19 protein-coding genes are annotated in these 19,110 nt (G+C 40.4%); 10 read left to right on the plus strand and 9 right to left on the minus strand.

All coding sequences use genetic code 11. From position 1 onward, the window contains the following. The first annotated feature begins 487 nt into the window (after positions 1-487). The 6 genes from B2O97_RS02140 to B2O97_RS02165 all read left to right on the plus strand — a co-directional run bounded on the left by B2O97_RS02140 (position 488) and on the right by B2O97_RS02165 (position 6,047). Positions 488-781, plus strand: a complete 294-nt coding sequence (locus tag B2O97_RS02140) for a putative quinol monooxygenase (RefSeq protein ID WP_070566204.1) — start codon at positions 488-490, stop codon at positions 779-781. Positions 782-1,530: 749 nt separating this feature from the next. Continuing rightward, the gene (locus B2O97_RS02145) at positions 1,531-2,127 is read left to right on the plus strand and encodes a Crp/Fnr family transcriptional regulator (protein WP_070565712.1); all 597 of its coding nucleotides are present in this window, start codon (positions 1,531-1,533) and stop codon (positions 2,125-2,127) included. Between the two features lie 173 nt (positions 2,128-2,300). Further along, positions 2,301-2,897, plus strand: coding sequence for a hypothetical protein (locus tag B2O97_RS02150; RefSeq protein ID WP_070565714.1), 597 nt, complete (start codon positions 2,301-2,303; stop codon positions 2,895-2,897). A 189-nt stretch (positions 2,898-3,086) separates the two neighbouring features. Further along, positions 3,087-4,334, plus strand: a complete 1,248-nt coding sequence (locus B2O97_RS02155; protein WP_070565716.1) for a helix-turn-helix domain-containing protein — start codon at positions 3,087-3,089, stop codon at positions 4,332-4,334. 91 nt (positions 4,335-4,425) lie between these two features. After that, positions 4,426-5,121 (plus strand): hypothetical protein, encoded by a 696-nt coding sequence (locus B2O97_RS02160; RefSeq protein ID WP_070565717.1) that lies wholly within the window; start codon positions 4,426-4,428, stop codon positions 5,119-5,121. Positions 5,122-5,141: 20 nt separating this feature from the next. Beyond that, positions 5,142-6,047 (plus strand): hypothetical protein, encoded by a 906-nt coding sequence (locus B2O97_RS02165; protein ID WP_286766865.1) that lies wholly within the window; start codon positions 5,142-5,144, stop codon positions 6,045-6,047. Between the two features lie 45 nt (positions 6,048-6,092). Here B2O97_RS02165 and B2O97_RS02170 read toward each other — a convergent pair whose 3' ends face one another. The 3 genes from B2O97_RS02170 to B2O97_RS02180 all read right to left on the minus strand — a co-directional run bounded on the left by B2O97_RS02170 (position 6,093) and on the right by B2O97_RS02180 (position 10,407). Further along, entirely contained in the window at positions 6,093-6,950 is an 858-nt protein-coding gene (locus B2O97_RS02170; RefSeq protein WP_070565720.1) for a helix-turn-helix domain-containing protein, read from the minus strand. 201 nt (positions 6,951-7,151) lie between these two features. Continuing rightward, the gene (ggpS, locus tag B2O97_RS02175; protein ID WP_112376271.1) at positions 7,152-9,416 is read right to left on the minus strand and encodes a glucosylglycerol-phosphate synthase; all 2,265 of its coding nucleotides are present in this window, start codon (positions 9,414-9,416) and stop codon (positions 7,152-7,154) included. 1 nt (position 9,417) lies between these two features. Next, entirely contained in the window at positions 9,418-10,407 is a 990-nt protein-coding gene (locus tag B2O97_RS02180) for an NAD(P)H-dependent glycerol-3-phosphate dehydrogenase (RefSeq protein WP_112376270.1), read from the minus strand. 179 nt (positions 10,408-10,586) lie between these two features. On the opposite strand from B2O97_RS02180, the gene B2O97_RS02185 reads away from it, so the two are divergent. Further along, positions 10,587-11,894 carry a mechanosensitive ion channel family protein gene (locus B2O97_RS02185; RefSeq protein ID WP_112376269.1) on the plus strand — a complete coding sequence of 436 codons (1,308 nt, stop codon included), beginning with the start codon at positions 10,587-10,589 and terminating at the stop codon, positions 11,892-11,894. On the opposite strand, the gene B2O97_RS02190 is transcribed toward B2O97_RS02185, so the two are convergent. The 5 genes from B2O97_RS02190 to B2O97_RS02210 all read right to left on the minus strand — a co-directional run bounded on the left by B2O97_RS02190 (position 11,891) and on the right by B2O97_RS02210 (position 15,645). Beyond that, positions 11,891-12,250, minus strand: a complete 360-nt coding sequence (locus B2O97_RS02190) for a barstar family protein (protein ID WP_112376268.1) — start codon at positions 12,248-12,250, stop codon at positions 11,891-11,893. The genes B2O97_RS02185 and B2O97_RS02190 overlap by 4 nt on opposite strands. 376 nt (positions 12,251-12,626) lie before the next feature. Continuing rightward, complete coding sequence (locus tag B2O97_RS02195; RefSeq protein ID WP_112376267.1) at positions 12,627-13,094, minus strand: hypothetical protein; 468 nt, start codon at positions 13,092-13,094, stop codon at positions 12,627-12,629. Between the two features lie 148 nt (positions 13,095-13,242). Beyond that, entirely contained in the window at positions 13,243-14,394 is a 1,152-nt protein-coding gene (locus B2O97_RS02200) for a cysteine desulfurase family protein (protein ID WP_112376596.1), read from the minus strand. A 1-nt stretch (position 14,395) separates the two neighbouring features. Next, the gene (locus tag B2O97_RS02205; RefSeq protein WP_112376266.1) at positions 14,396-15,130 is read right to left on the minus strand and encodes a hypothetical protein; all 735 of its coding nucleotides are present in this window, start codon (positions 15,128-15,130) and stop codon (positions 14,396-14,398) included. Between the two features lie 173 nt (positions 15,131-15,303). Continuing rightward, positions 15,304-15,645 carry a winged helix-turn-helix transcriptional regulator gene (locus B2O97_RS02210; RefSeq protein ID WP_070570596.1) on the minus strand — a complete coding sequence of 114 codons (342 nt, stop codon included), beginning with the start codon at positions 15,643-15,645 and terminating at the stop codon, positions 15,304-15,306. 89 nt (positions 15,646-15,734) lie between these two features. Here B2O97_RS02210 and B2O97_RS02215 point away from each other — a divergent pair, with 89 nt between their 5' ends. Continuing rightward, positions 15,735-16,244 carry a dihydrofolate reductase family protein gene (locus B2O97_RS02215; RefSeq protein ID WP_112376265.1) on the plus strand — a complete coding sequence of 170 codons (510 nt, stop codon included), beginning with the start codon at positions 15,735-15,737 and terminating at the stop codon, positions 16,242-16,244. An 86-nt stretch (positions 16,245-16,330) separates the two neighbouring features. Here B2O97_RS02215 and B2O97_RS02220 read toward each other — a convergent pair whose 3' ends face one another. Beyond that, positions 16,331-16,582, minus strand: coding sequence for a hypothetical protein (locus B2O97_RS02220; protein WP_112376264.1), 252 nt, complete (start codon positions 16,580-16,582; stop codon positions 16,331-16,333). A gap of 248 nt (positions 16,583-16,830) precedes the next feature. Between B2O97_RS02220 and B2O97_RS02225 the strand changes: the two genes are divergently transcribed. Then, the gene (locus tag B2O97_RS02225; RefSeq protein WP_070570592.1) at positions 16,831-17,400 is read left to right on the plus strand and encodes a Crp/Fnr family transcriptional regulator; all 570 of its coding nucleotides are present in this window, start codon (positions 16,831-16,833) and stop codon (positions 17,398-17,400) included. Between the two features lie 10 nt (positions 17,401-17,410). Continuing rightward, positions 17,411-19,099: a dihydroxy-acid dehydratase gene (ilvD, locus tag B2O97_RS02230; RefSeq protein WP_070570590.1), complete on the plus strand. Its 1,689-nt coding sequence runs from the start codon at positions 17,411-17,413 to the stop codon at positions 19,097-19,099. The last annotated feature ends 11 nt before the right edge of the window (positions 19,100-19,110 follow it).

A 19,110-nucleotide genomic window follows, 5' to 3' on the forward strand; every position in this document is an offset into this window, starting at 1 on the left:
GATATAAATTCATGAAACTTTGTTTATTGATACAAGTTTTTGATACAACATCTTTTAAAATTAATCATGCTAATTAAGGATATCGAATAATCTCAATAAACCTCCGTTTTAATGTCTGAGAGGTTACAAATATGTATTGCTTGACGATAGTTTAGGTTAGATCTTTTCCACATTTTTAACATACTAAACCAAGCCTATGTTAGAACGTTTAATCAACAACAATGGTAAGATAGCGAAGAATTTGATAAAGAATCTTGGGGTGAATTAAAAAGGGTCCATACAATAGCGTTATTTTAGGCATTTTGATGCAGGGATTCTAACATTCTATTACAGTAAGTTAAGATGGTTTTATTGATATCCCCAAAGGCTACGTTATAACGGTAGTTGATCTTTTTTCATAAGTTTTTGAACCAAATAAAAAATCCTAAAAAACTTAAATGAGCTACATTTGTTATAAAAATGTGTAATTTAAAAAAGATAAACATATATGAAAAAATTAGGATTATTAGTTCGACTAGAAGCAAAAGCTGGAAAAGAAAAAAACGTTGAAGAGTTTATTACAAGTGCGTTGCCACTTGCTAATGAAGAAGTCGGCACTATTACTTGGTATGCGTTTCGTATTGACTCTTCTACATTTGGCATTTATGACACATTTTCAGATGAAGAAGGCAGACAAGCACATCTTGGTGGTAAGATAGCAAAGGCGCTTATGGAAAATGCACCAGAATTGTTAGCTAATCCGCCATCTATTGAGAAATTGGACGTTTTAGCCGCTAAATAAACATACCATAATTATTCTAAAATGGAAGTCTGTCAAAGTTCTGTAAATGAATTTGGACAGGCTTCCTTTGTTTACAAAACAGGTTAATGTTCTATCTGCTGTGCTTAGTCTCAATATTTCTTTTCCCTAAAAAGTTTTGAAATCAGGTCCCTATCTGCTTGATTAATGTCTATTGCATCTGTAACCGTTTTTAATAATATATTTATCATAATAGCGACGTATTGGTTCTTTAAAGATCGTAAAAAATTTTATGCCAGGATCAGAAAGTCAAAGGGTGATCGGGATAGCTGGTGTCCTATAACTTAAAGGAAAGCTTGCCGAAGAAAATGCTGCAAAGGATGAGAGTTGATGGTAAAAATTGACAAAAAAACAATAAGCCCCTACAAAGGAGCCACTTATGAAGTGGCCAAAATAGTTCCTTTATTTCGACACTTATAACTTATTCTCAGATTTGGACTTATCTGGAAATTTTATTCGTTGAGGTCGGCCAGGGATCTCGATACGGAATCGGTAGAGATTATTCTCACCGCAGCTACTGGGATAACGCTTCGGTTTCAAAAACGAAACAGGACAATAAATACAGACGACTATTATTGCCGCTACAAATTCAGGCACAATAATACCAAGATAAAATCTATCATATATATCTAGTGGTCATTGATATCGAAATATCCAAAGAAGAAGAAAAATCAATTTTAGCTATTTAAAATATACGTTATATTTATTCGAATATAGCCCCGCTAAAGCAAATGACAGAAACAGAAAAATATCTTGCTGACTTTAAAACAGCTGTTACAAGCGTATATCCCATTTCGGATAAGGCATTTGATTTATTGGCTGAAACGGCCTACATTCAGCAGTTTAAGAAAAATGAAGTTTTACTTAGGGAAGGGCGTGTCGCCAATGACATTTTCTTTGTCTGTAAAGGAGCCTTAAACTCTTATTTTATTGATGAAAAAGGAGCTATCTGGAATAAATGGATTTATTTGGAGAGGGATTTTGCGAGCACAAGATTTTCGGCAATCATAAAAACGCCCAACGATTTTAAACTGCAAGCTATTGAAAACACTACTGTGGTATGTATGCCTTATTATCAAACAAGAGCAGCTATCAATCAAAATGATGAACTAAAAAACCTTTACATTGCCTATTTGGAGAAAAAATGGATCGTCATTAATGAAGAAAGAGAAATTTCTTTACTGACCGAAAGTGCAACCACAAGATATCTCAAATTGCTGGCGGCACATCCGGGAATTGACAGCAGAATTCCACTACAATATATTGCTTCGCACCTGAGCATTACCCCAACACAGTTGAGCCGAATACGTAAAGGGCTAACCAAATAAAAAAATCATTACGCTCAACCTATATAGAGTGCGTTTTCGAAATCACACTTTATTTTTGCTTATTATCAAACAATAATAAAGGATACTATTAAACTCTTTGAAATAGAACGCATCGTACTATTAATTGAAGTTTGGAATAGGAGACCGTAATAATTAACAATTGAAATTAAATTATGCAAACAATTTCCAAAACACTAAAAATATTTCTAACCGCACTTATTCTTTCCAATATCGTACTGATGGCTTGTGTGGTCTACTTTTTTCTGAACAACAAGCACAGTTTAAGTGCTGAAAGAATAGATATCAAGGACAGATCTGGAAATAATCGTGTCGTTATTGCAAACACAGATAACATTCCGCAACCTATTATCAAAGGGAAAACATATAAAAGGGCTTACGCTCCCGCGGGCCTGATTTTCTATGATAAAAATGGAGACGAAAGAGGTGGTTTGGCAATTACCGATAATGAAGAGACTAACCTGAATGCACTTGCATTTGATTATCAGAATGCCGATGCCATTGGTATCCTGGCACAGGATAATAAACACGACAATTATTTCAGGGCTGGTCTATTGATTAATGATAAAGATCTATCCGGTAAGCCGGGGCATAATATTAACCGGATAAACCTACTAACAGAGAATGGGAACGCTTCTTTGGTGATGAAAGATAACAATGAGATACCGAGAATTATTTTAAAGGTGGACAGTCTGGGTAACCCTTCTATCGAAATGTTGGACGATAAGGGAAAAGTGAAATGGAAACAATAAGCTATAATCGAGAACTGTGCTGTCATTGATAAAATCACTATCTCCGCTTAAGCGATCGAAGCATAAACCGAAAAACGAAAAAGCAACCTATATCAGTAATCTCATTCGACAGCAGTTTGATATTGTATCGCATGGAACCCTAACAGATTTATCCGTTTGGATGGACACGGACAAGACCAGTAAAGATCATTGCTAATTTGTAAAAAAAAGCTTACTCGTCGCCCCGCTGTCCGTAAATGGTTGGATCGGGGTACTTATATGGATGATGTAGCACCATTTGATCAATTATGTTTAAATTCACGTTACAATGATAACTTGCTACGGCCCATGATCAATATACTCTATACCTTTCATGCTTTTTCAGCGGGTGCATTTCTGTTGCTCGGCACCTTAATCGTTATGGGTGTCAACCACAGTTGTTCCCACGCAGACCGGTGGCTTGGGACTTGGTATTATTTGATGGCATGCTTATTTACCCAGCTTTTTCTGGAAGGTTTTCATATCGAGAGCAATGGATTGATCCATACGCTGGAACTCCCGCGATGGGCAACACTCCCCTGCTTCTATCTGGCCGTTCACTACATGGTCAAACCAACAGCAACAATTCGGTATTGGGGACTACATTTTGTTCCATTCCTCGCTTTCGTTTTCTTCTCGATCATCTATTTAATACCCGGACTTTTTAATAAACACATCCATCCTCCTCAATTACCGCAATGGATCATCTTTGCTATCAAATATTTCTTTTTTGCACAATGTATCTTTTATTGGATTGCCTGTTATAGGCTCTTCAAAATACACCAGAAAAACATTCGCCAACTATCTTCCTATACGGAAAAGATAAACATGGCCTGGTTGAAGTATCTATTGATCGCGCTCTTATTGATGATTGTTGCCCGCCTGCTGGCTATGGTATATATAGTTTTTAGTGCTGTCGCCCCAATTTTATATTTTATGGGCACTGTGGCACTTGCCTACGCAACGTTAACACAACGGTCAATTTACACAATTGAGTCTACAGAAAACCTCATCAACGAAGCGGAGCATAAAAAGGTTAAAGCCGAAGAGCGGCTGACAGCAAAACAAGTAGACGCATTAAAAGAAAAACTAGTACAGAAAACAGCAGCTGAAAAGCTATATCTCGACCCGGCTTTGATACTATCATCCCTCGCGGAGCATATCGGAATCAATCCGCATGATCTGTCGTACATCATAAACAATGGGCTGGAAAAAAATTTTTACCAGTTTATCAACGGGCTTCGAACGGAGGAAGCGAAAATACTTTTATTATCCGAAGAGGCCAAGCTACTTGATATGTTTGGAATCGCAATAAGGGCAGGTTTCAATTCAAGAACAACCTTTTATGCCAGCTTCAAAAAAGCAACAGGCATTACGCCGACAGAATATATGAAAGTCAATAGTAAACAATCAAACTAACCCGACGCAATGAAGTTTGTTCGATTGCATCCATTCGGACGGTTAGCCTATCAAAAAGACCTACTCTTGTATCAAATCAACAAAAGAAATTATGATACAATACACCAAACCAAGCGGGTACTCGAGAGCGATCCGCCAATTTTCCAAAGCAACATATGGTCTTCTGGTGGGAGCATGTTGTCTTTTTGCTTCGATTGATACATTTGCCCAGTCCGCCTCTAAAGATAGCCCCCAGCAACAACAGTTGGTTCCGCTAAAATCATTTCAAGGTTACTACCAGCTACCCAATAAAGTAGCTTTCATTGCTTTCGAGGAGCAAGATAACAACCTGTATGCGACACAGCTGTGGGATCAGAAAAAAAGATATCAGCTGGTCCGTAAAGATGATACGCATTTTGAATCCAAAAATGAAGGCTACGCCATAGAATTTTTAAAGGATGATTCCGGCGATTTTAGCCAAACCAAGATACTGGGTAGGATTTTATGTGAGCGCGTGCCATTTGACCCCACTAAAATCGCGAGTTTAACCGCATCTCAACTGAAACAACTTGCCGGAACTTACCTCAAGGTAAATGATAACAACTTTAAGATTCAAATAGATCCCTCCTCAACAGGCCTAACGCTTACGCAATCGTGGGATAACAAAACAATTTCATTTACCCCACGATCGGAATTTTTCTTTCTAAATGATGATGGTACCTTCCCATTGACATTTTCTGTTGCCAATGGAAAGGTGGAGCAAATGCAGTGTTTCGAAAATGATGTCTGGCTAAAGACGGACCAATAATCCTATTCAAGAAAAATAATATGAACAGATCTATTGTCTGCTTATTCCTTCTGCTAATAGGTACCTTTGGGTTAAGTGCCCAACAGGTGGCGGATGAAAAGTTTCATTATCCCATCACCGATCCGCTGGTGCGGATCGGTGATGGACCGCTACTCCTATTTGACGAGGCACACAACAATCCGGTTACTTTGAGAGGAGCCTACGCTCCTTTTTCAGATCTTCTGCAAGCTGATGGATATCGCCTCCGAAGTGCCAAAGAAAAAATCTCTTACGATCAATTAAAGGAAGTGAAAATTTATATCAGCATAAATGCCTTATATAATCCAGAAAACTGGAAATTACCCACCTATTCAGCCTTTACCGATCAGGAGATAGAAACACTCAGTCAATGGGTATTTGATGGCGGAAGCCTATTTCTAGTGACCGACCACATGCCTTGTGCCGGATCTGTACAAACGCTTGGTGCGGCATTTGGGATTCATATCGTGAACGGTTTTGCCTTACCTAAGAATGGACGTCCCGAGATCTTTTCAAAGGATAGAGGCACACTGTTATCCAATGAAATAACCACTGGATCAGGTAAGGAAATAGACAGTATCATGTGCTGGGGTGGAACAGGCTTTATCATACCAACGAAGGCACATATTATTTCTTTATTAAATGAAGAATATGACATCTACCTACCCAATGATGCGAATCAGATAAAAAGACCTATTCCAGACAATATTCCCCGATTGTCGGGCAAAGGGTTTGCAAACGGCGCTTACCTGCAATTTGGGAAAGGGAGAATTGTGGTATTCGGAGATGGTGCTCCTTTTTCGGCACAACTCCATGGCATCAAAAGTGAAAAAAGAGGAATGAACCACCCGGCCGCAAAACAGAATGCCCAATTTTTGCTCAATATAGTTCATTGGCTTGACCAATGACCTGATTTGGCTAGTCTAATGCTGATTCCTCTAGAAATAAATTTGTCATATAATTGATATACGATAGTCGAGTGGACTAATTCTTGTTTTCTTTTTAAACAGTCTGGTTAATGACTGAGGTTGATCAAATTGCATTTTTTTAGCGATTTCAGCTACTGATAAATCAGTTTCAGCAAGTAATTCCTTTGCTATTTTAACAATAAAATTGTCAATATGATACTGTGCTGTATTTTTAGAAGTTTTTAAAGAAACATCATTGAGAAATCGTGTTGTACAATTTAGTTTCTTGGACAATAATGTTAAACTAGGAAGTAAAAACAAGCATTTTCTTTTGTTATCAAAAAGAGTGTGCAGCTCGCTCATGAAATCTTTTTGTAACGCGCTAAACTCATTCAGCTTATCTTCCATTAACTGTTGATAAAACCTTTGCATATGTTGTAAAAGCAAATCAAGATAAGAAATAAGTATTTTAGACTGCGTTTCACTCATGGGCATCTTAGTCTCGAGGTCTATCAGTTCAAAGATATTTTTTATAAGTCTATAATCGTTATTCGATAAGATCATCGATTCCTGAATGGAGTATTCTAGAAACCCAAATTCTTTCAATTTATTTCGCAGACTATATCCTGTAAATAGATCTGAACGGAATGCAAAATAAGCCCCTTCTTTAAAATATCCTCTTAGTTCTTGAACCGGAAAATACTGGCTGCTGAAAAATAATAAGATATGTTGTCCACGATGATCCTTAGTTGAACATCCAAACACAATCAAGAAATATTTATCATCAATCCATCTTTTGGCAGAATCAAAAAATTGCTCCTCATTTCTAAAATTGTCAAAATAATAACTGAAGCTTGCACTGAAAGCATTTTGAAATTCATTATTATTACCTGTATTTATCATATTTTATTTTTTCTTCGAGACTTTGCGCGTTATTTTTTTATTGAATTATTCCCTCAAGAAAAACCCTCTTTAAAACAATATTGTTTGTAAAATAGAGGGATTTCCTAAAGGATACATCTAGCAGCTTCGTTTTCAACGTTATTTCTAACTCTTTTTTTCTAAGATGGCTAAAAAAGCACGTTTGACACCTAAGATTAGCAGTTACTTCTTTTCAGGAACAATTGCTTTACCCGATTTTTCGAGCTCTTTCACAAAATCCCGCCCCCAGTAATGGATATCGTAGTGCTCAATATGCTCGTACAGCCTGCGCGCCCTGACCTGAGCCTCTCCGGGTTCCATGACCAAGGCTTTCAACAGTGCATCTTTCATGCTCTTACGGTCGTAGGGATTGGTCAATATGGCATAAGGCAATTCGACCGAGGCACCTGCAAATTCTGAGAGCACAAGAATCCCAGGAGTCTCCAATAACCCATGGGTCGCAATGTATTCCTTTGCGACTAGATTCAGTCCGTCCCGTAGAGGCGTGATCCAGGCAATATCACTCAGCGCATAGTGTTTGACCACTTCCTCAAAAGGTAAGGCCCTGTAAAAATATTGGATCGGGGTCCAGTTCATCGTTGCAAATTTACCGTTGATCTCACCCACGGCCTGATTCACCTGATCCCGAATTTCGTCATAGATCGTCATCCCCTGCGATGGCGGCGTACAGACATTGACCAGTTCGATCTTGCCCCTAAATTCTGGGTATTCGGCCAGAAATTCACCAAAAGCCTGGATTTTTTCCAAGGGGCCTTTGACGTAATCCAGGCGCTCGATGGATATGATACGCGTTATTCCCGATCCGGCTTTGTTTTCTTTGAGGGCATTGATCTCGGTCTTAACCTTATCATCTGTCAAAATCTGTTCGATATGATCCCTGTTGACCCCCACCGGTTGCGCGCCAAGCCTAATCTGCCGGCCATCCACCTCTATGATCTTGGTCATCTGATCGACGCCGAGCGCACAGCTATAGGTCAGGAACTGATTGGCGACATCAACTTTTTTGACCACTTTAAATGGTGTATGGCTACGGATCACATCCACAAAATTCTCGACATAACGCGGGATATGAAAACTGATAAAATCACAGAGCAGTAGGCTGCCGATAATCTCTTTGCGCCAGGGAATAATATTGAAAATATCTGCTGCCGGAAAAGCCGTATGATGAAAAAAGCCAATTTTCAGGTCCGGGCGCATGGTCTTTAAAAAAGAAGGCACCATCCACAGATTATACTCATGGATCCAGACCAGCGCCTCCTCGTCGGCCTCGCGGGCAATCCGCTCGGCAAAGCGCTTGTTGATCATCAGGTAATGTTCCCAGTCCTCGTGGTTGAATTTTGCCCGGTCAACAAAGGAAAAGATCGTCGGCCAGAACGCCTCTTTGGAGAATACACGATAGAACTTATCGATATCCTCTTTAGACAGCGATAGGGTGGAAGCGACCAGATTAGGATATCGGCTTTCGTCCACCAACTGATTTGGAACCAGCTTTCCGTCCTGCTGGATGACTTCCTCCCCGATCCAAAGACCGGAGCGTCCCTTTTCAAATAAGCCCAGCAGCGAGGGAATAATGCCATTTGGACTTCTGGGCGGTACCCTTACCGTCTTACCATTGACCGACTCCTTTTCAAAAGGCAGCCGATGGTACACCATCACCAGCTGGTCTGATTTTTTGGATTTTCTTTTTTGAGGCAACGATTTTTGTTCCCCGCGGATCAACTGCTGAAACGGGCGGTATTTGCCCATATATTCCAGTATACCGCCCGCCCCAGCGGCCTCTGCACTGTACGCTGTATCCAACTGATCAATGGCCTGCAGCAGCCCCGGCTCAGATTTTCCGACAGCAACACCACGAAAGCCGATCTCAAACAAGGCCAGATCATTCAGTGTATCGCCAGCTACCATCACATCATCTGGGTCAACGGCCAGAAATTCAACCAGCTTCTTTAATGTTGTCCCCTTATTGACACCTCTGGGGAGCAAGTCCAGGTATTTATCGGCCGAAGTAATAATATCACAGTCATACCTGTCAGCCACCTGCTGCACCAGACTATGGTCAACCCCTGCTTCATAATAAAATGAACTGCGGCGCTGCTGCGGCACATGTTGATAATTCAACTGCGGTATTTCCTCCAGCGCTGCCCGGATGGCATAAGTCTGCGGCCATTTTTCCTCAATCTCACTCTGCAGCGGCTCAATCGCTTCCAGGCTATGGCCGTTAACGACCGTGGCGCCCACATCCGCAATAATGAAATCTGGCACCGGAATAAGCGGGTCGCTCAGCAGCGGCAATACCGACTCCAGCCCTCTTCCGGTAACAAAGACCAGCTGCATATTCGGGCTAGTTTTTATCAATCTATATAATCTGAGGCGGTCTTCCATCTTTCCGCCCAAAAAAGTTCCATCTAAATCTGTTGCTAATAGCATATTATTTTATATTCCTTTCTAAAAGTTTAAATTCATCAATTGCGGCCATATGGTTGTATAGCACACGATATGTTGTCTGTAAGAGGGGCAAATTGAGCCCGAGGCTCGAGACCGTCGCCATCAGCCCCCGGGTTGCAAAATATCCTTCAGCGACCATGCCCATGAGTTGACGGGCTTCGAACACCGAATATCCCTGGCCAAGGTATTTACCGAAAGTCCGGTTACGGCTATGCGCGGAGTAACCCGTCACCAATAGGTCGCCCAAATAGGTGGAGCTCCCCAGCCGGACATCGGGCGCACCAAGGGAATGCAGCAACAGCCCCAGTTCGTCAATCGCATTGGCCACAAGCACCGCCATAAAGTTGTCACCGTAGTGGAGTCCTTCAGCCATGCCACAGACGATGGCGACGACATTTTTGTAAATAGCGGCGTACTCCACGCCCAGCATATCGCAGCTATAATTTACCTGCGTATAGCTTGAAGCGAAGCCCTTGGAAATCTTACGGATAAAGGATTCGTTGGGACCGCAAAGGGTCATATAGGTTTTCTTGTTCCGTGCGATTTCTTCGGCATGGCATGGTCCTGCAATGATTGCCTGCTGAAAATCTTCCAATTCAAAATACCTAGCGAGATAAGCACTGGGAAGCAGGTTGTCCGGGCCGACGGTTCCTTTAATAGCGGTGATCACAAACTTTTCGGCAAGGTCCTCTTTGGGGATTGCGGCGCAAACTTTGTCCAAATGCGCACTGGGCACGACGAAAAGGATTACTTTCGATCGGGCCACGATCTCGTCCAGCTGATCGGACGCATAAATTTTTGTATTGTCAAGTTTTAAAAACGATAGGTAGTCAGGGTTAACAGCATCCCGGTTTATCGAGCGCACCTGCTCTGAACGCCGCAAGTACCAGTTGGTATGAATGCTATTTTCTGTCAAAATTTTAACCAGGGCCGTGGCCCAACTCCCACCACCTATCACACTAATCTCATTCAAATCGTTGGGGGTTTTAAAGACGCGAAACAGAAGAAATTTCGCCGTCGGGTTATCTATTAATTTACTAATATACGTAAAAATTAATCAATAAGCAAACTTTACACATAAAAACAGCGTTAAAGGGGTATTTTCCACGCCAAAATCCGTGTTTATATTTCTTCGTAAATTTGTTCGTTCATATGAAAAATTTAAACATGCTTAACTTCAATGAACAATCACCAAGTTCAATTTATCAGTACATTTTTAATTTCTTTGCCAAATTGGATTTATCCGAGCAGCAGGCACATATTGTTACGGCCGCCGGATTACTTTTTGCTTTTGCGGTGATGCTCTATGCGCTCGATTATATCATGCGCAAAGTATTTTATTCCGCATTGAACCGGATTGCCCAGCGAACCTCGACCAAATGGGATGATTATCTTTTGGAAAACAAGGTGCATGTACGCGTGAGCCGCACCCTGCTCGTGCTGCTTACACGGCAGCTGCTACCGGTGATCTTCGTTGGTTTTCCGGTGCTTACAGCCGCTATTGTCAAGTTTCTGGATATCGTGGTATTGTTCACCATCTACTATCTGGCCAATAGCTTGTTAAAAACCTGCCGCGATATTTTTCGTGGTACAAATGTGTTTAGGGACAAACCCATCGACAGCTACCTGCAAGTGGTACAGATCTTTTTAATATTTGTGATCGGTACACTGGTCGTTTCCCTGCTGACCGGCAATTCGCCCTGGTCTTTTCTGGTTTCGCTAGGGGCGGCATCCGCCATCCTCATGCTCGTATTTAAGGATACAATCCTGGGCTTTGTGGCCAGTATTCAGGTGTCGGCAAATGACTCGGTCCGCGTAGGAGACTGGATAGAAATGCCTAAATACGGTGTAGACGGCGACGTGCTGCAGATTAACCTCAACAATGTGAAGATACAAAATTGGGATAAGACCATTGTCACCATTCCGACCTATACCCTACTGAGCGATTCATTTAAAAACTATCGTGGGATGCAGGAGACCGGTGGCCGTCGGATAAAACGGGCATTGAACATTAAAATGTCTTCGGTACGCTACCTCAGTGAGGAGGAAGTCACGGCATTGAAAACGATCCGGCTGCTAGCTCCCTATATCGAAAAAAGAGAGCGCGAGATTGCCGAGTACAATAAAACCTGGCATACAGACAGCTCCTCGCCCGTCAATGGTCGCAGGATGACCAATATCGGCCTGTTCAGGGCCTATGTACTCGCCTATGCCAAACATAACCCCAATATCCATCAGGAACTTACTTTATTGGTCCGTCAGCTAGCCCCTAGCGAATACGGTATTCCACTGGAACTCTACATGTTTACCAAGGGGACACAATGGGCCTATTTCGAAGATACGATGGCCGATATTTTTGACCATTTACTTGCTGCCATTAAGCACTTTCACCTGCAGGTATTTGAACTGCCAGCATCTGATGACCTGAGGGTGCTCGGTGCAATGGAGCCCCGCTCCTAATCGCGACCTCTCTGTTGCGATCTAGGTTTGCCCAGTGGTTTCAATCTTATTGCCGCTGGGTAACTACAATCATTAACTGCGCAAAACAAAACATCAAAATATATCCTCAATTGCTCTTCCGAAAGTACAGGAATTTCTTCATATACCAATGTGATTCCTTTTTTACTAATCCAGCTAAAATCTCTTAGACAATCAAATACAGCACTCCAATTTTCCCCAAAATAATCTGGAAAAGTAAGAATATTGCTCAACTTTCTAAATAATTCATTTTCACCTTCTACTTTGGGCAGATATGCAACGTACTCAACTTCGTTGAAGTAGGCAATCGGATATTCTAAAAATTTAATTTTCTTCATTTTATCAATTAATCAAGTTAATCCTACATTACAAAAAATAGGATTTCTTACTAACAGAGTATTATGACCATTACCGCCGGCTCCTTTTGGCACATTTAAAATTGCTACAAATGTTCCACCTTTAAATTGTCTTTGAAATGGCGTTCTGCCCCCTTCACTTTGTTGATGTTAAGCTACGTATTTTCGTAAGTATAAGAAAAGCCGTCATCCCCTTCTGCATTCCGGTATCTCCCTACTCAACAGCTAGAAATAATTTTTTTTAAAACCAAACAGGATTCAATATTGTATTAATAGTACTTTTCAGAAATAGGTAGTAATTATGAAGTCTTGAGATCCTCCCAGACTCAAGGTTTTTTATTCCTTTTATATCCTTTTTTCATCGAACATCGTCCTTTATCCACTTTAATTCCCCACGTTGTATCATGGCTATATACTTTTGCACGTGATCATCGGTCAATAAGCAATTGTCGTCAAGGTGGTAATTGAACTGCTTAGTGAAGGTGTCATATTGAATACTTCCTACATAAGCATTATTGAGGTATATATGCCAAAGGCTGTATTTCTTGGCCCGTACTTCCACTACCTGGCGTTTTCCATGATGATAAAATAACTCAGGCACATCCGTATCAAAGCGAAGTATAAGGGCGTCAATGCACGCTTCCTTAATGTCATCGGCCAGTACACCGAATGCCAATTCCCACACTCCCTGAGATTTCCTGAAAACATAAAAAGCAAGACCATTTTTGTTGTAAAGATGATAATCTTTCATGCCCATGCTTTTATCATGCACGGTAATTTGAGCGTACATTACCCGATTTCGGCTAAAGATTTCCAGAGGTTTCATTTCACAATATTACTAATAATATTAGTAATATTGTATACAGTAAAGATATTTAGGATTTCACATTTTTTATATGCCCTTGGATGGATGAGGCCTCTCATAGCTGGTAGAGCGACCGCCAAAGAAATCGACATAGCTCGCTCTTATATCGCTAAAGGCAGTGGTGTCGATGTAGCGATTTATTATTGTGCAATTGGTTTATGATCTCGCTAACAGCTTCCACAGTTTGTCCGATTTCTTCTGCTGTAGTGAAACGCCCTAAACTAAATCTTAGTGCATTAAATGCCTCATCCCTACTCAATCCCATAGCTTGAAGTACAGGAGAAGGTGCTGCTTCAAAATAACTGAGTACTGAGCAGTTGGAAACACATATATTATCGAGTTTTTGAACAATATTTTCGCTGTTAATACCATCAAAACGTATTGTACATGTTGTATAGATCCTGTGTGTTTTAGAACCTATTAATTTCGTCCCTCCGATTGCCAATAATTGTTGTTCTAAGATATCACGTAGTTTGCCAATGCGTTCTTCGTCTTCATTCATCTGTAAAGCTGCGAGTTCAGCGGCTTTGCCCATACCAACGATACCCGGCACATTAAGTGTACCATTTCTTGCCTCGCCTTCATGTCCACCAGAAAAAATAAGCGGTTTCATAGGTACTTCGGGTCTAAAATAAATACCGCCTATACCCGTTGGCCCATAAAATTTATGGGCAGAGAATGTGAGGATATCTATTAATGATCGTGCGCGAACAGGGAGTTTTCCGACAGATTGGCTTCCATCGGTCATAAAAAAGGCGTCATGAGCATGTGTTATTTCCGCAATTCGCTCTATGTCCTGAATCACACCAGTATCATGGTTGACATGCATCACACATACTAAAGCTGTAAGAGGTGTAAAGGCCCGCTCTAGTTCTTCAAGGTCTATCAATCCGTCGCTATCGACAGAAAGGTAAGTAACCGCAATACCATTGGTCTCAAGATACCTGCAGGTATCCAAAACTGTGGGATGCTCTGTCTGTACAGTTATAATATGTTGTTTCCCGGGCCTCAATAATCCACGTAATCCCATATTGATAGCTTCAGTAGCACCAGCTGTAAAGAAAATATCTTCTGCATTGGTATCTATAAGATCAGCAATCTGTCTCCTACTCTTCTCGACCGCAGTATCTAAATATTTGCCTAGTTTATGACGACTTGCTGCGTTACCATACTTGTCTGTCAAATAGGGCATCATTTCGTCTAAGACCCTAGGATCCATTGGAGTGGATGCATTGTTGTCAAGATATATAATTTTGTCCATGTTAGTCGATTTGTCTTGCGTCATTCTTTTCATCCTCATCATACGTTTTGAGCATATAGTGTTGTCCTAGGTTTCCCTCAAAGACTTTTATTTCGGCAGTCGTTGGCGGATGCGGAAAATCACCTTCCCATTTCAAAAAAAATAAATTCATCCACCGAGTTCCCCATTCTCTGTTCTCAAATATGGCATCGTTGTAATTTCCTCCAAAAGTAATTACCCAGGATGGTAGCCCCACTTCAGCACGCTCCCATTTAACGACTTGCCGCGCATTAAAAATGTTTATAAGAGATAGCAGCCCGTAGGAATAGACAGTTGAAAAGAGAAAAATAGCGCTTATATAAAAGAATTTCGAAAGTGCTTTTGGAATAATGATTTTTTTTAACCCGATTAACATACTAATGGTTACCATCACAGCTCCACCCAACAGAACCGCCCACGGTAAAAAGTACCAATCATCTTTCAAATGAACTTGATCATATAGCAAAAATGCAAATTCTAGCACTATAACAAAAGTTAATAATCCCAACCCAGATCTGTTGATGAAATATTCAGTCCGCCAATTTTTAAAAAAAAGAACTAATATTAATCCAGAAAACAGTCCGTAAAACAAAGCTATGTATTGATTAAAAAGCATAAAACCTGCACTGTAAAAAATCATAACTAATAACAAACCGATTAAAACTAATCCATCGAATTTCTCGTTTAAATAAGTGCTAAGCTTTTGTATAATACGCATAAATTAGGCTTTTGGTTAACCTTACACGCCTAAGATTAGCCGCATAGGATAAATAACATTAGCTTAAAGATAAATATTATTTATCAATACTTAATAAGGTTAGGAATAATTATTCGGATTGTTACATAGAGAAGGCTCCAAACTTCCCCAAATGAGCTGTTAAAATAGAAACCTCATTTTGCTTTAATTTTATCTCTATGCTTTAGACCAAATTTAATTAAAGCATTGGCAACTTCCTCCGTTTCTTTAGCATAGGCGGTAAGCGCATAAGAAACAGTTACAGGTTTGGTGTCATTAACCGTTCTACTAATCAGTAAATTATCTTCTAATTCCTGAAGTTCCTTGGATAGAACTTTTGGGGATATTCCCTGAGCCATCTCTTGCAGATCTTTAAACCGCATTGGGCCGTGTTTCTGCAAATTGTGTAGGATACAAAATTTCCATTTACCACTGAGCAATTCAATGCCATCTTTTAATGCCAATATAGTTTCTTTACCAATATTTTTATTGCTCATAAGATAGTTACTTTCCTAAAGGTAATGAATAGTAAATATATATTGAATATCCAATAGTTTTGTTGTACAAAAATTTAAAGAAAATCATTATGAAAGTAACAGTAATCGCAAATATTTCGGCTAATGGAAGAATTTTGATATCCGATAATCCGCATCATAAACTGCCACCGGAAGCAATGGAATTTTACATACAATTTGTAAAACGGATTGGAAATGTAGTGATAGGATTGAAAACATTTGAAAATTTTCTAAATTTTCCAGATCCGATAAAAGATCATTTTAATGGAATAGAAATCATCATATTGGCCGATAAACCTTATACGGCTGACGGCTACAAGACTGTTGCAAGTCCTGAAGAAGCAATTGCATATATGTCTGCAAAAGGAGTGCGGGAAATAGCCGTTGGTGGCGGAGCAGGTACTTTCAACGCTTTTTTGGATAAGAATTTGGTTACCGATATTTATTTTAACATCAGCCCTATAATTACTGGAGCTGGAGCAATTTTAGCAAGCAATGAGGATTTAAGTTCAACGTTCAAGTACCAAGGTCAGAAGCTTAAAAACGGTTTTCTTCAATTGCATCTAACGAAAGAAGACTGAATAACAACAGACCAAAAATGTCTTTCAAAAATAGTTGAATGACGGAAACAAACCCGCTAAAATTATTTCTTTCGGATCTATATCTTTCAATTGGCGACTGAATCCACACGACGATAAGTATATACATCATGGTTAAGGGCGCCGGCGAGCGGAAAGAGAATAAGAAAACCGCCAGCTGTCGACTCACTCGGCACGACTAAATCACCATGGTTATCTAGTGCAAAGCAAATAGTCTCGGTAAAGAATCTATTAACTAATACATAGATGTCAAGGTCGGTATTTCTGAAAGAAACAAAGTTTTGCGGTTCGGGCTTAATTTTCCTCGTTCTTTCACGCACGACATTTCCTAAGGTATAAATTAGTTTGAAATGGATTTTTTTTTGGGTGAGCTGTGGTCAAACGAACAGCTTTTGCACCTAACAAATAAATAATTTGTGCATATTTCAATGTTGTATTAGCTCTAAACTTACCAAATTTCCATTATCTCAAAGGAGAATAAAACTTTAATAAATCGTTGACGTTTTTGACCAATGTCAACGACTATATCCTAATATAAAGTGCATCTTTGACCTATAAATAATAAGCGATGAGAGAGCAACTATTACAATTGTTACGTGAAAAAGCGTTGTTAAACGAACAGCAATTAACGGAGGCCCTAACTTATTTTAAACCCCAATCGATAAAGAAAAATGACCATCTGCTCAACGAAGGTTCCATTGCAGACTATCTTTTCTTTGTCGGAAAGGGCTGTCTGCGCCTATATTTTCGCAATGACGAACTATCAACGGCAACCCGATTCATGGCTTTTGAGCATACTTTTCTAACCTCTATCGTCAGCTTCATTTCCAGACAGCCAGCTACAGAATTTATCCAAGCCGTAGAAGATACGGAGGTCCTAAGCATCAGCAACACTGATTTTATCTTTTTGAGAGCAAATATGCCCGGCTGGGACAATTTTTATATCTACATCCTCGAATATGGATTAACTGTTGTTAATAATAAGCTCAGCAGCTTATTAACCCAAACTGCTAAAGAACGTTATCGCGATCTATTGAAAAATAATCCCGAACTCATACAGCGTTTGTCTAATGCTAACCTTGCGGCTTATCTGGCGATATCACCCGAAACACTAAGTAGGTTAAAATCTACTATTTAACTAATAAAAAATGAGAAGCGACGAAGTAAAGCAGGGATACCAACGTACTCCCCATAGAGCCCTATTTCGGGCCACAGGCGTAAATGATAACGATTTTGATAAGCCTTTTATTGGAGTGGCAAATTCCTTTATCGAAATTATACCCGGACATTTTTTTCTGAATAAGGTTGCTGAGATCATTAAAGACGAAATCAAGGCAAACGGATGTATTCCTTTTGAATTCAACACGATCGGTATTGACGATGGTATTGCTATGGGACACGATGGAATGCTGTACTCGCTCCCCAGCCGAGAATTGATTGCCAACTCAATTGAAAGCGTCATGAATGCACACAAATTGGATGCTATGATAGCTATCCCTAACTGCGATAAGATTGTACCCGGCATGATTATGGGTGCGCTACGTGTAGATGTGCCTACAATCTTTGTCAGTGGAGGCCCCATGAGAAAAGGGTATATCAAAGATGGCACTGCCATTGACCTGTCTACAGCTTTTGAGGCTGTAGGCAAACACGAAGCAGGCTTAATCAGTGACGAAGAGCTCAAAGACATCGAGTGTAATGCATGCCCCAGTGGTGGTAGTTGCTCGGGTATGTTTACAGCAAATTCCATGAACACCCTGATGGAAGCTATGGGTATAGCACTACCTGGTAATGGAACCATATTGGCATTAACACCCGAGCGTGAAAATCTATATCGGGAATCAGCCAGAAGGATCTGTGAAATCGCCAAAGACAATCAGCTTTCCAAACAATTCAAACTTAAAAACATCATCAATGAAAAAGCCATCCAGAATGCTTTTGCAGTGGATATGGCCATGGGCGGTAGTACCAATACTGTCCTTCATATGCTTGCTATAGCTCACGAAGCGGAAATAGATTTTCAGCTTAGGGACATTAACTCAATATCAGATCAAGTAGCGCACATTGCAAAAATATCGCCCAGTTTAAGCACCGTCCACATGGAAGACGTCCATCGCGCCGGAGGAGTAAACGCTGTAATGAACGAAATGACCAAGCGCAACAACCATGTCCTTCAGGATAATATAACGATCAGTGGCGAAATGTTATTCAAAAAGATTGCCAATGCAGCGATCAAAGATGCAACAATCATACATACAATAAATAATCCATACAGTCCTGTTGGAGGATTGGCGATTCTATTCGGAAATCTTGCAGAGCAGGGAGCCGTTGTAAAATCTGCAGGAATCACTGGCGAAAAGAATTTTAGCGGGACTGCGGTTTGCTATGATAGTCAAGAAGAGGCCATAGTAGGCATCCTTGCCGGTGAGATCAAAGCTGGAGATGTTGTGGTGATCCGTTACGAAGGTCCCAAAGGTGGCCCGGGGATGCAGGAAATGTTGACACCTACTAGCCTGATCATGGGGATGGGATTGGGCAGTTCTGTAGCGTTGGTAACAGATGGCCGATTCAGCGGAGCTACCCGCGGAATAGCTATTGGACATGTCTCACCTGAGGCTGCTGAAGGTGGATTGATTGGATTACTAAAAAACGGAGACTATATCGTTATTGATATCGACCAACATATGCTTTCAGCTGACATTAGCGAAGATGAGATTCAATTGCGAAGAAAAGGCTTTATTCCGATCAGAAAAAAACTAAATTCTAAATGGTTGAGTCAATATCGGCAGCTTGTTGGCAATGCTAGTAGTGGTGCCATATTAAATTGTGATTTTTGAAAATAAAACCG

It is taken from the genome of Sphingobacterium sp. UBA865 (genome assembly GCF_002295765.1).
Taxonomy (GTDB): domain Bacteria; phylum Bacteroidota; class Bacteroidia; order Sphingobacteriales; family Sphingobacteriaceae; genus Sphingobacterium; species Sphingobacterium multivorum.

What these genes read in the sequence shown, in the direction of transcription:
- B2O97_RS02140 (WP_070566204.1), top strand. Translation starts at nt 488, where the DNA reads ATGAAAAAATTAGGATTATTAGTTCGACTAGAAGCAAAAGCTGGAAAA.
- B2O97_RS02145 (WP_070565712.1), top strand. Translation starts at nt 1,531, where the DNA reads ATGACAGAAACAGAAAAATATCTTGCTGACTTTAAAACAGCTGTTACA.
- B2O97_RS02150 (WP_070565714.1), top strand. Translation starts at nt 2,301, where the DNA reads ATGCAAACAATTTCCAAAACACTAAAAATATTTCTAACCGCACTTATT.
- B2O97_RS02160 (WP_070565717.1), top strand. Translation starts at nt 4,426, where the DNA reads ATGATACAATACACCAAACCAAGCGGGTACTCGAGAGCGATCCGCCAA.
- B2O97_RS02165 (WP_286766865.1), top strand. Translation starts at nt 5,142, where the DNA reads ATGAACAGATCTATTGTCTGCTTATTCCTTCTGCTAATAGGTACCTTT.
- B2O97_RS02170 (WP_070565720.1), bottom strand. Translation starts at nt 6,950, where the DNA reads ATGATAAATACAGGTAATAATAATGAATTTCAAAATGCTTTCAGTGCA.
- ggpS (WP_112376271.1), bottom strand. Translation starts at nt 9,416, where the DNA reads ATGCTATTAGCAACAGATTTAGATGGAACTTTTTTGGGCGGAAAGATG.
- B2O97_RS02185 (WP_112376269.1), top strand. Translation starts at nt 10,587, where the DNA reads ATGAAAAATTTAAACATGCTTAACTTCAATGAACAATCACCAAGTTCA.
- B2O97_RS02190 (WP_112376268.1), bottom strand. Translation starts at nt 12,250, where the DNA reads ATGAAGAAAATTAAATTTTTAGAATATCCGATTGCCTACTTCAACGAA.
- B2O97_RS02195 (WP_112376267.1), bottom strand. Translation starts at nt 13,094, where the DNA reads ATGAAACCTCTGGAAATCTTTAGCCGAAATCGGGTAATGTACGCTCAA.
- B2O97_RS02200 (WP_112376596.1), bottom strand. Translation starts at nt 14,394, where the DNA reads ATGGACAAAATTATATATCTTGACAACAATGCATCCACTCCAATGGAT.
- B2O97_RS02205 (WP_112376266.1), bottom strand. Translation starts at nt 15,130, where the DNA reads ATGCGTATTATACAAAAGCTTAGCACTTATTTAAACGAGAAATTCGAT.
- B2O97_RS02210 (WP_070570596.1), bottom strand. Translation starts at nt 15,645, where the DNA reads ATGAGCAATAAAAATATTGGTAAAGAAACTATATTGGCATTAAAAGAT.
- B2O97_RS02215 (WP_112376265.1), top strand. Translation starts at nt 15,735, where the DNA reads ATGAAAGTAACAGTAATCGCAAATATTTCGGCTAATGGAAGAATTTTG.
- B2O97_RS02225 (WP_070570592.1), top strand. Translation starts at nt 16,831, where the DNA reads ATGAGAGAGCAACTATTACAATTGTTACGTGAAAAAGCGTTGTTAAAC.
- ilvD (WP_070570590.1), top strand. Translation starts at nt 17,411, where the DNA reads ATGAGAAGCGACGAAGTAAAGCAGGGATACCAACGTACTCCCCATAGA.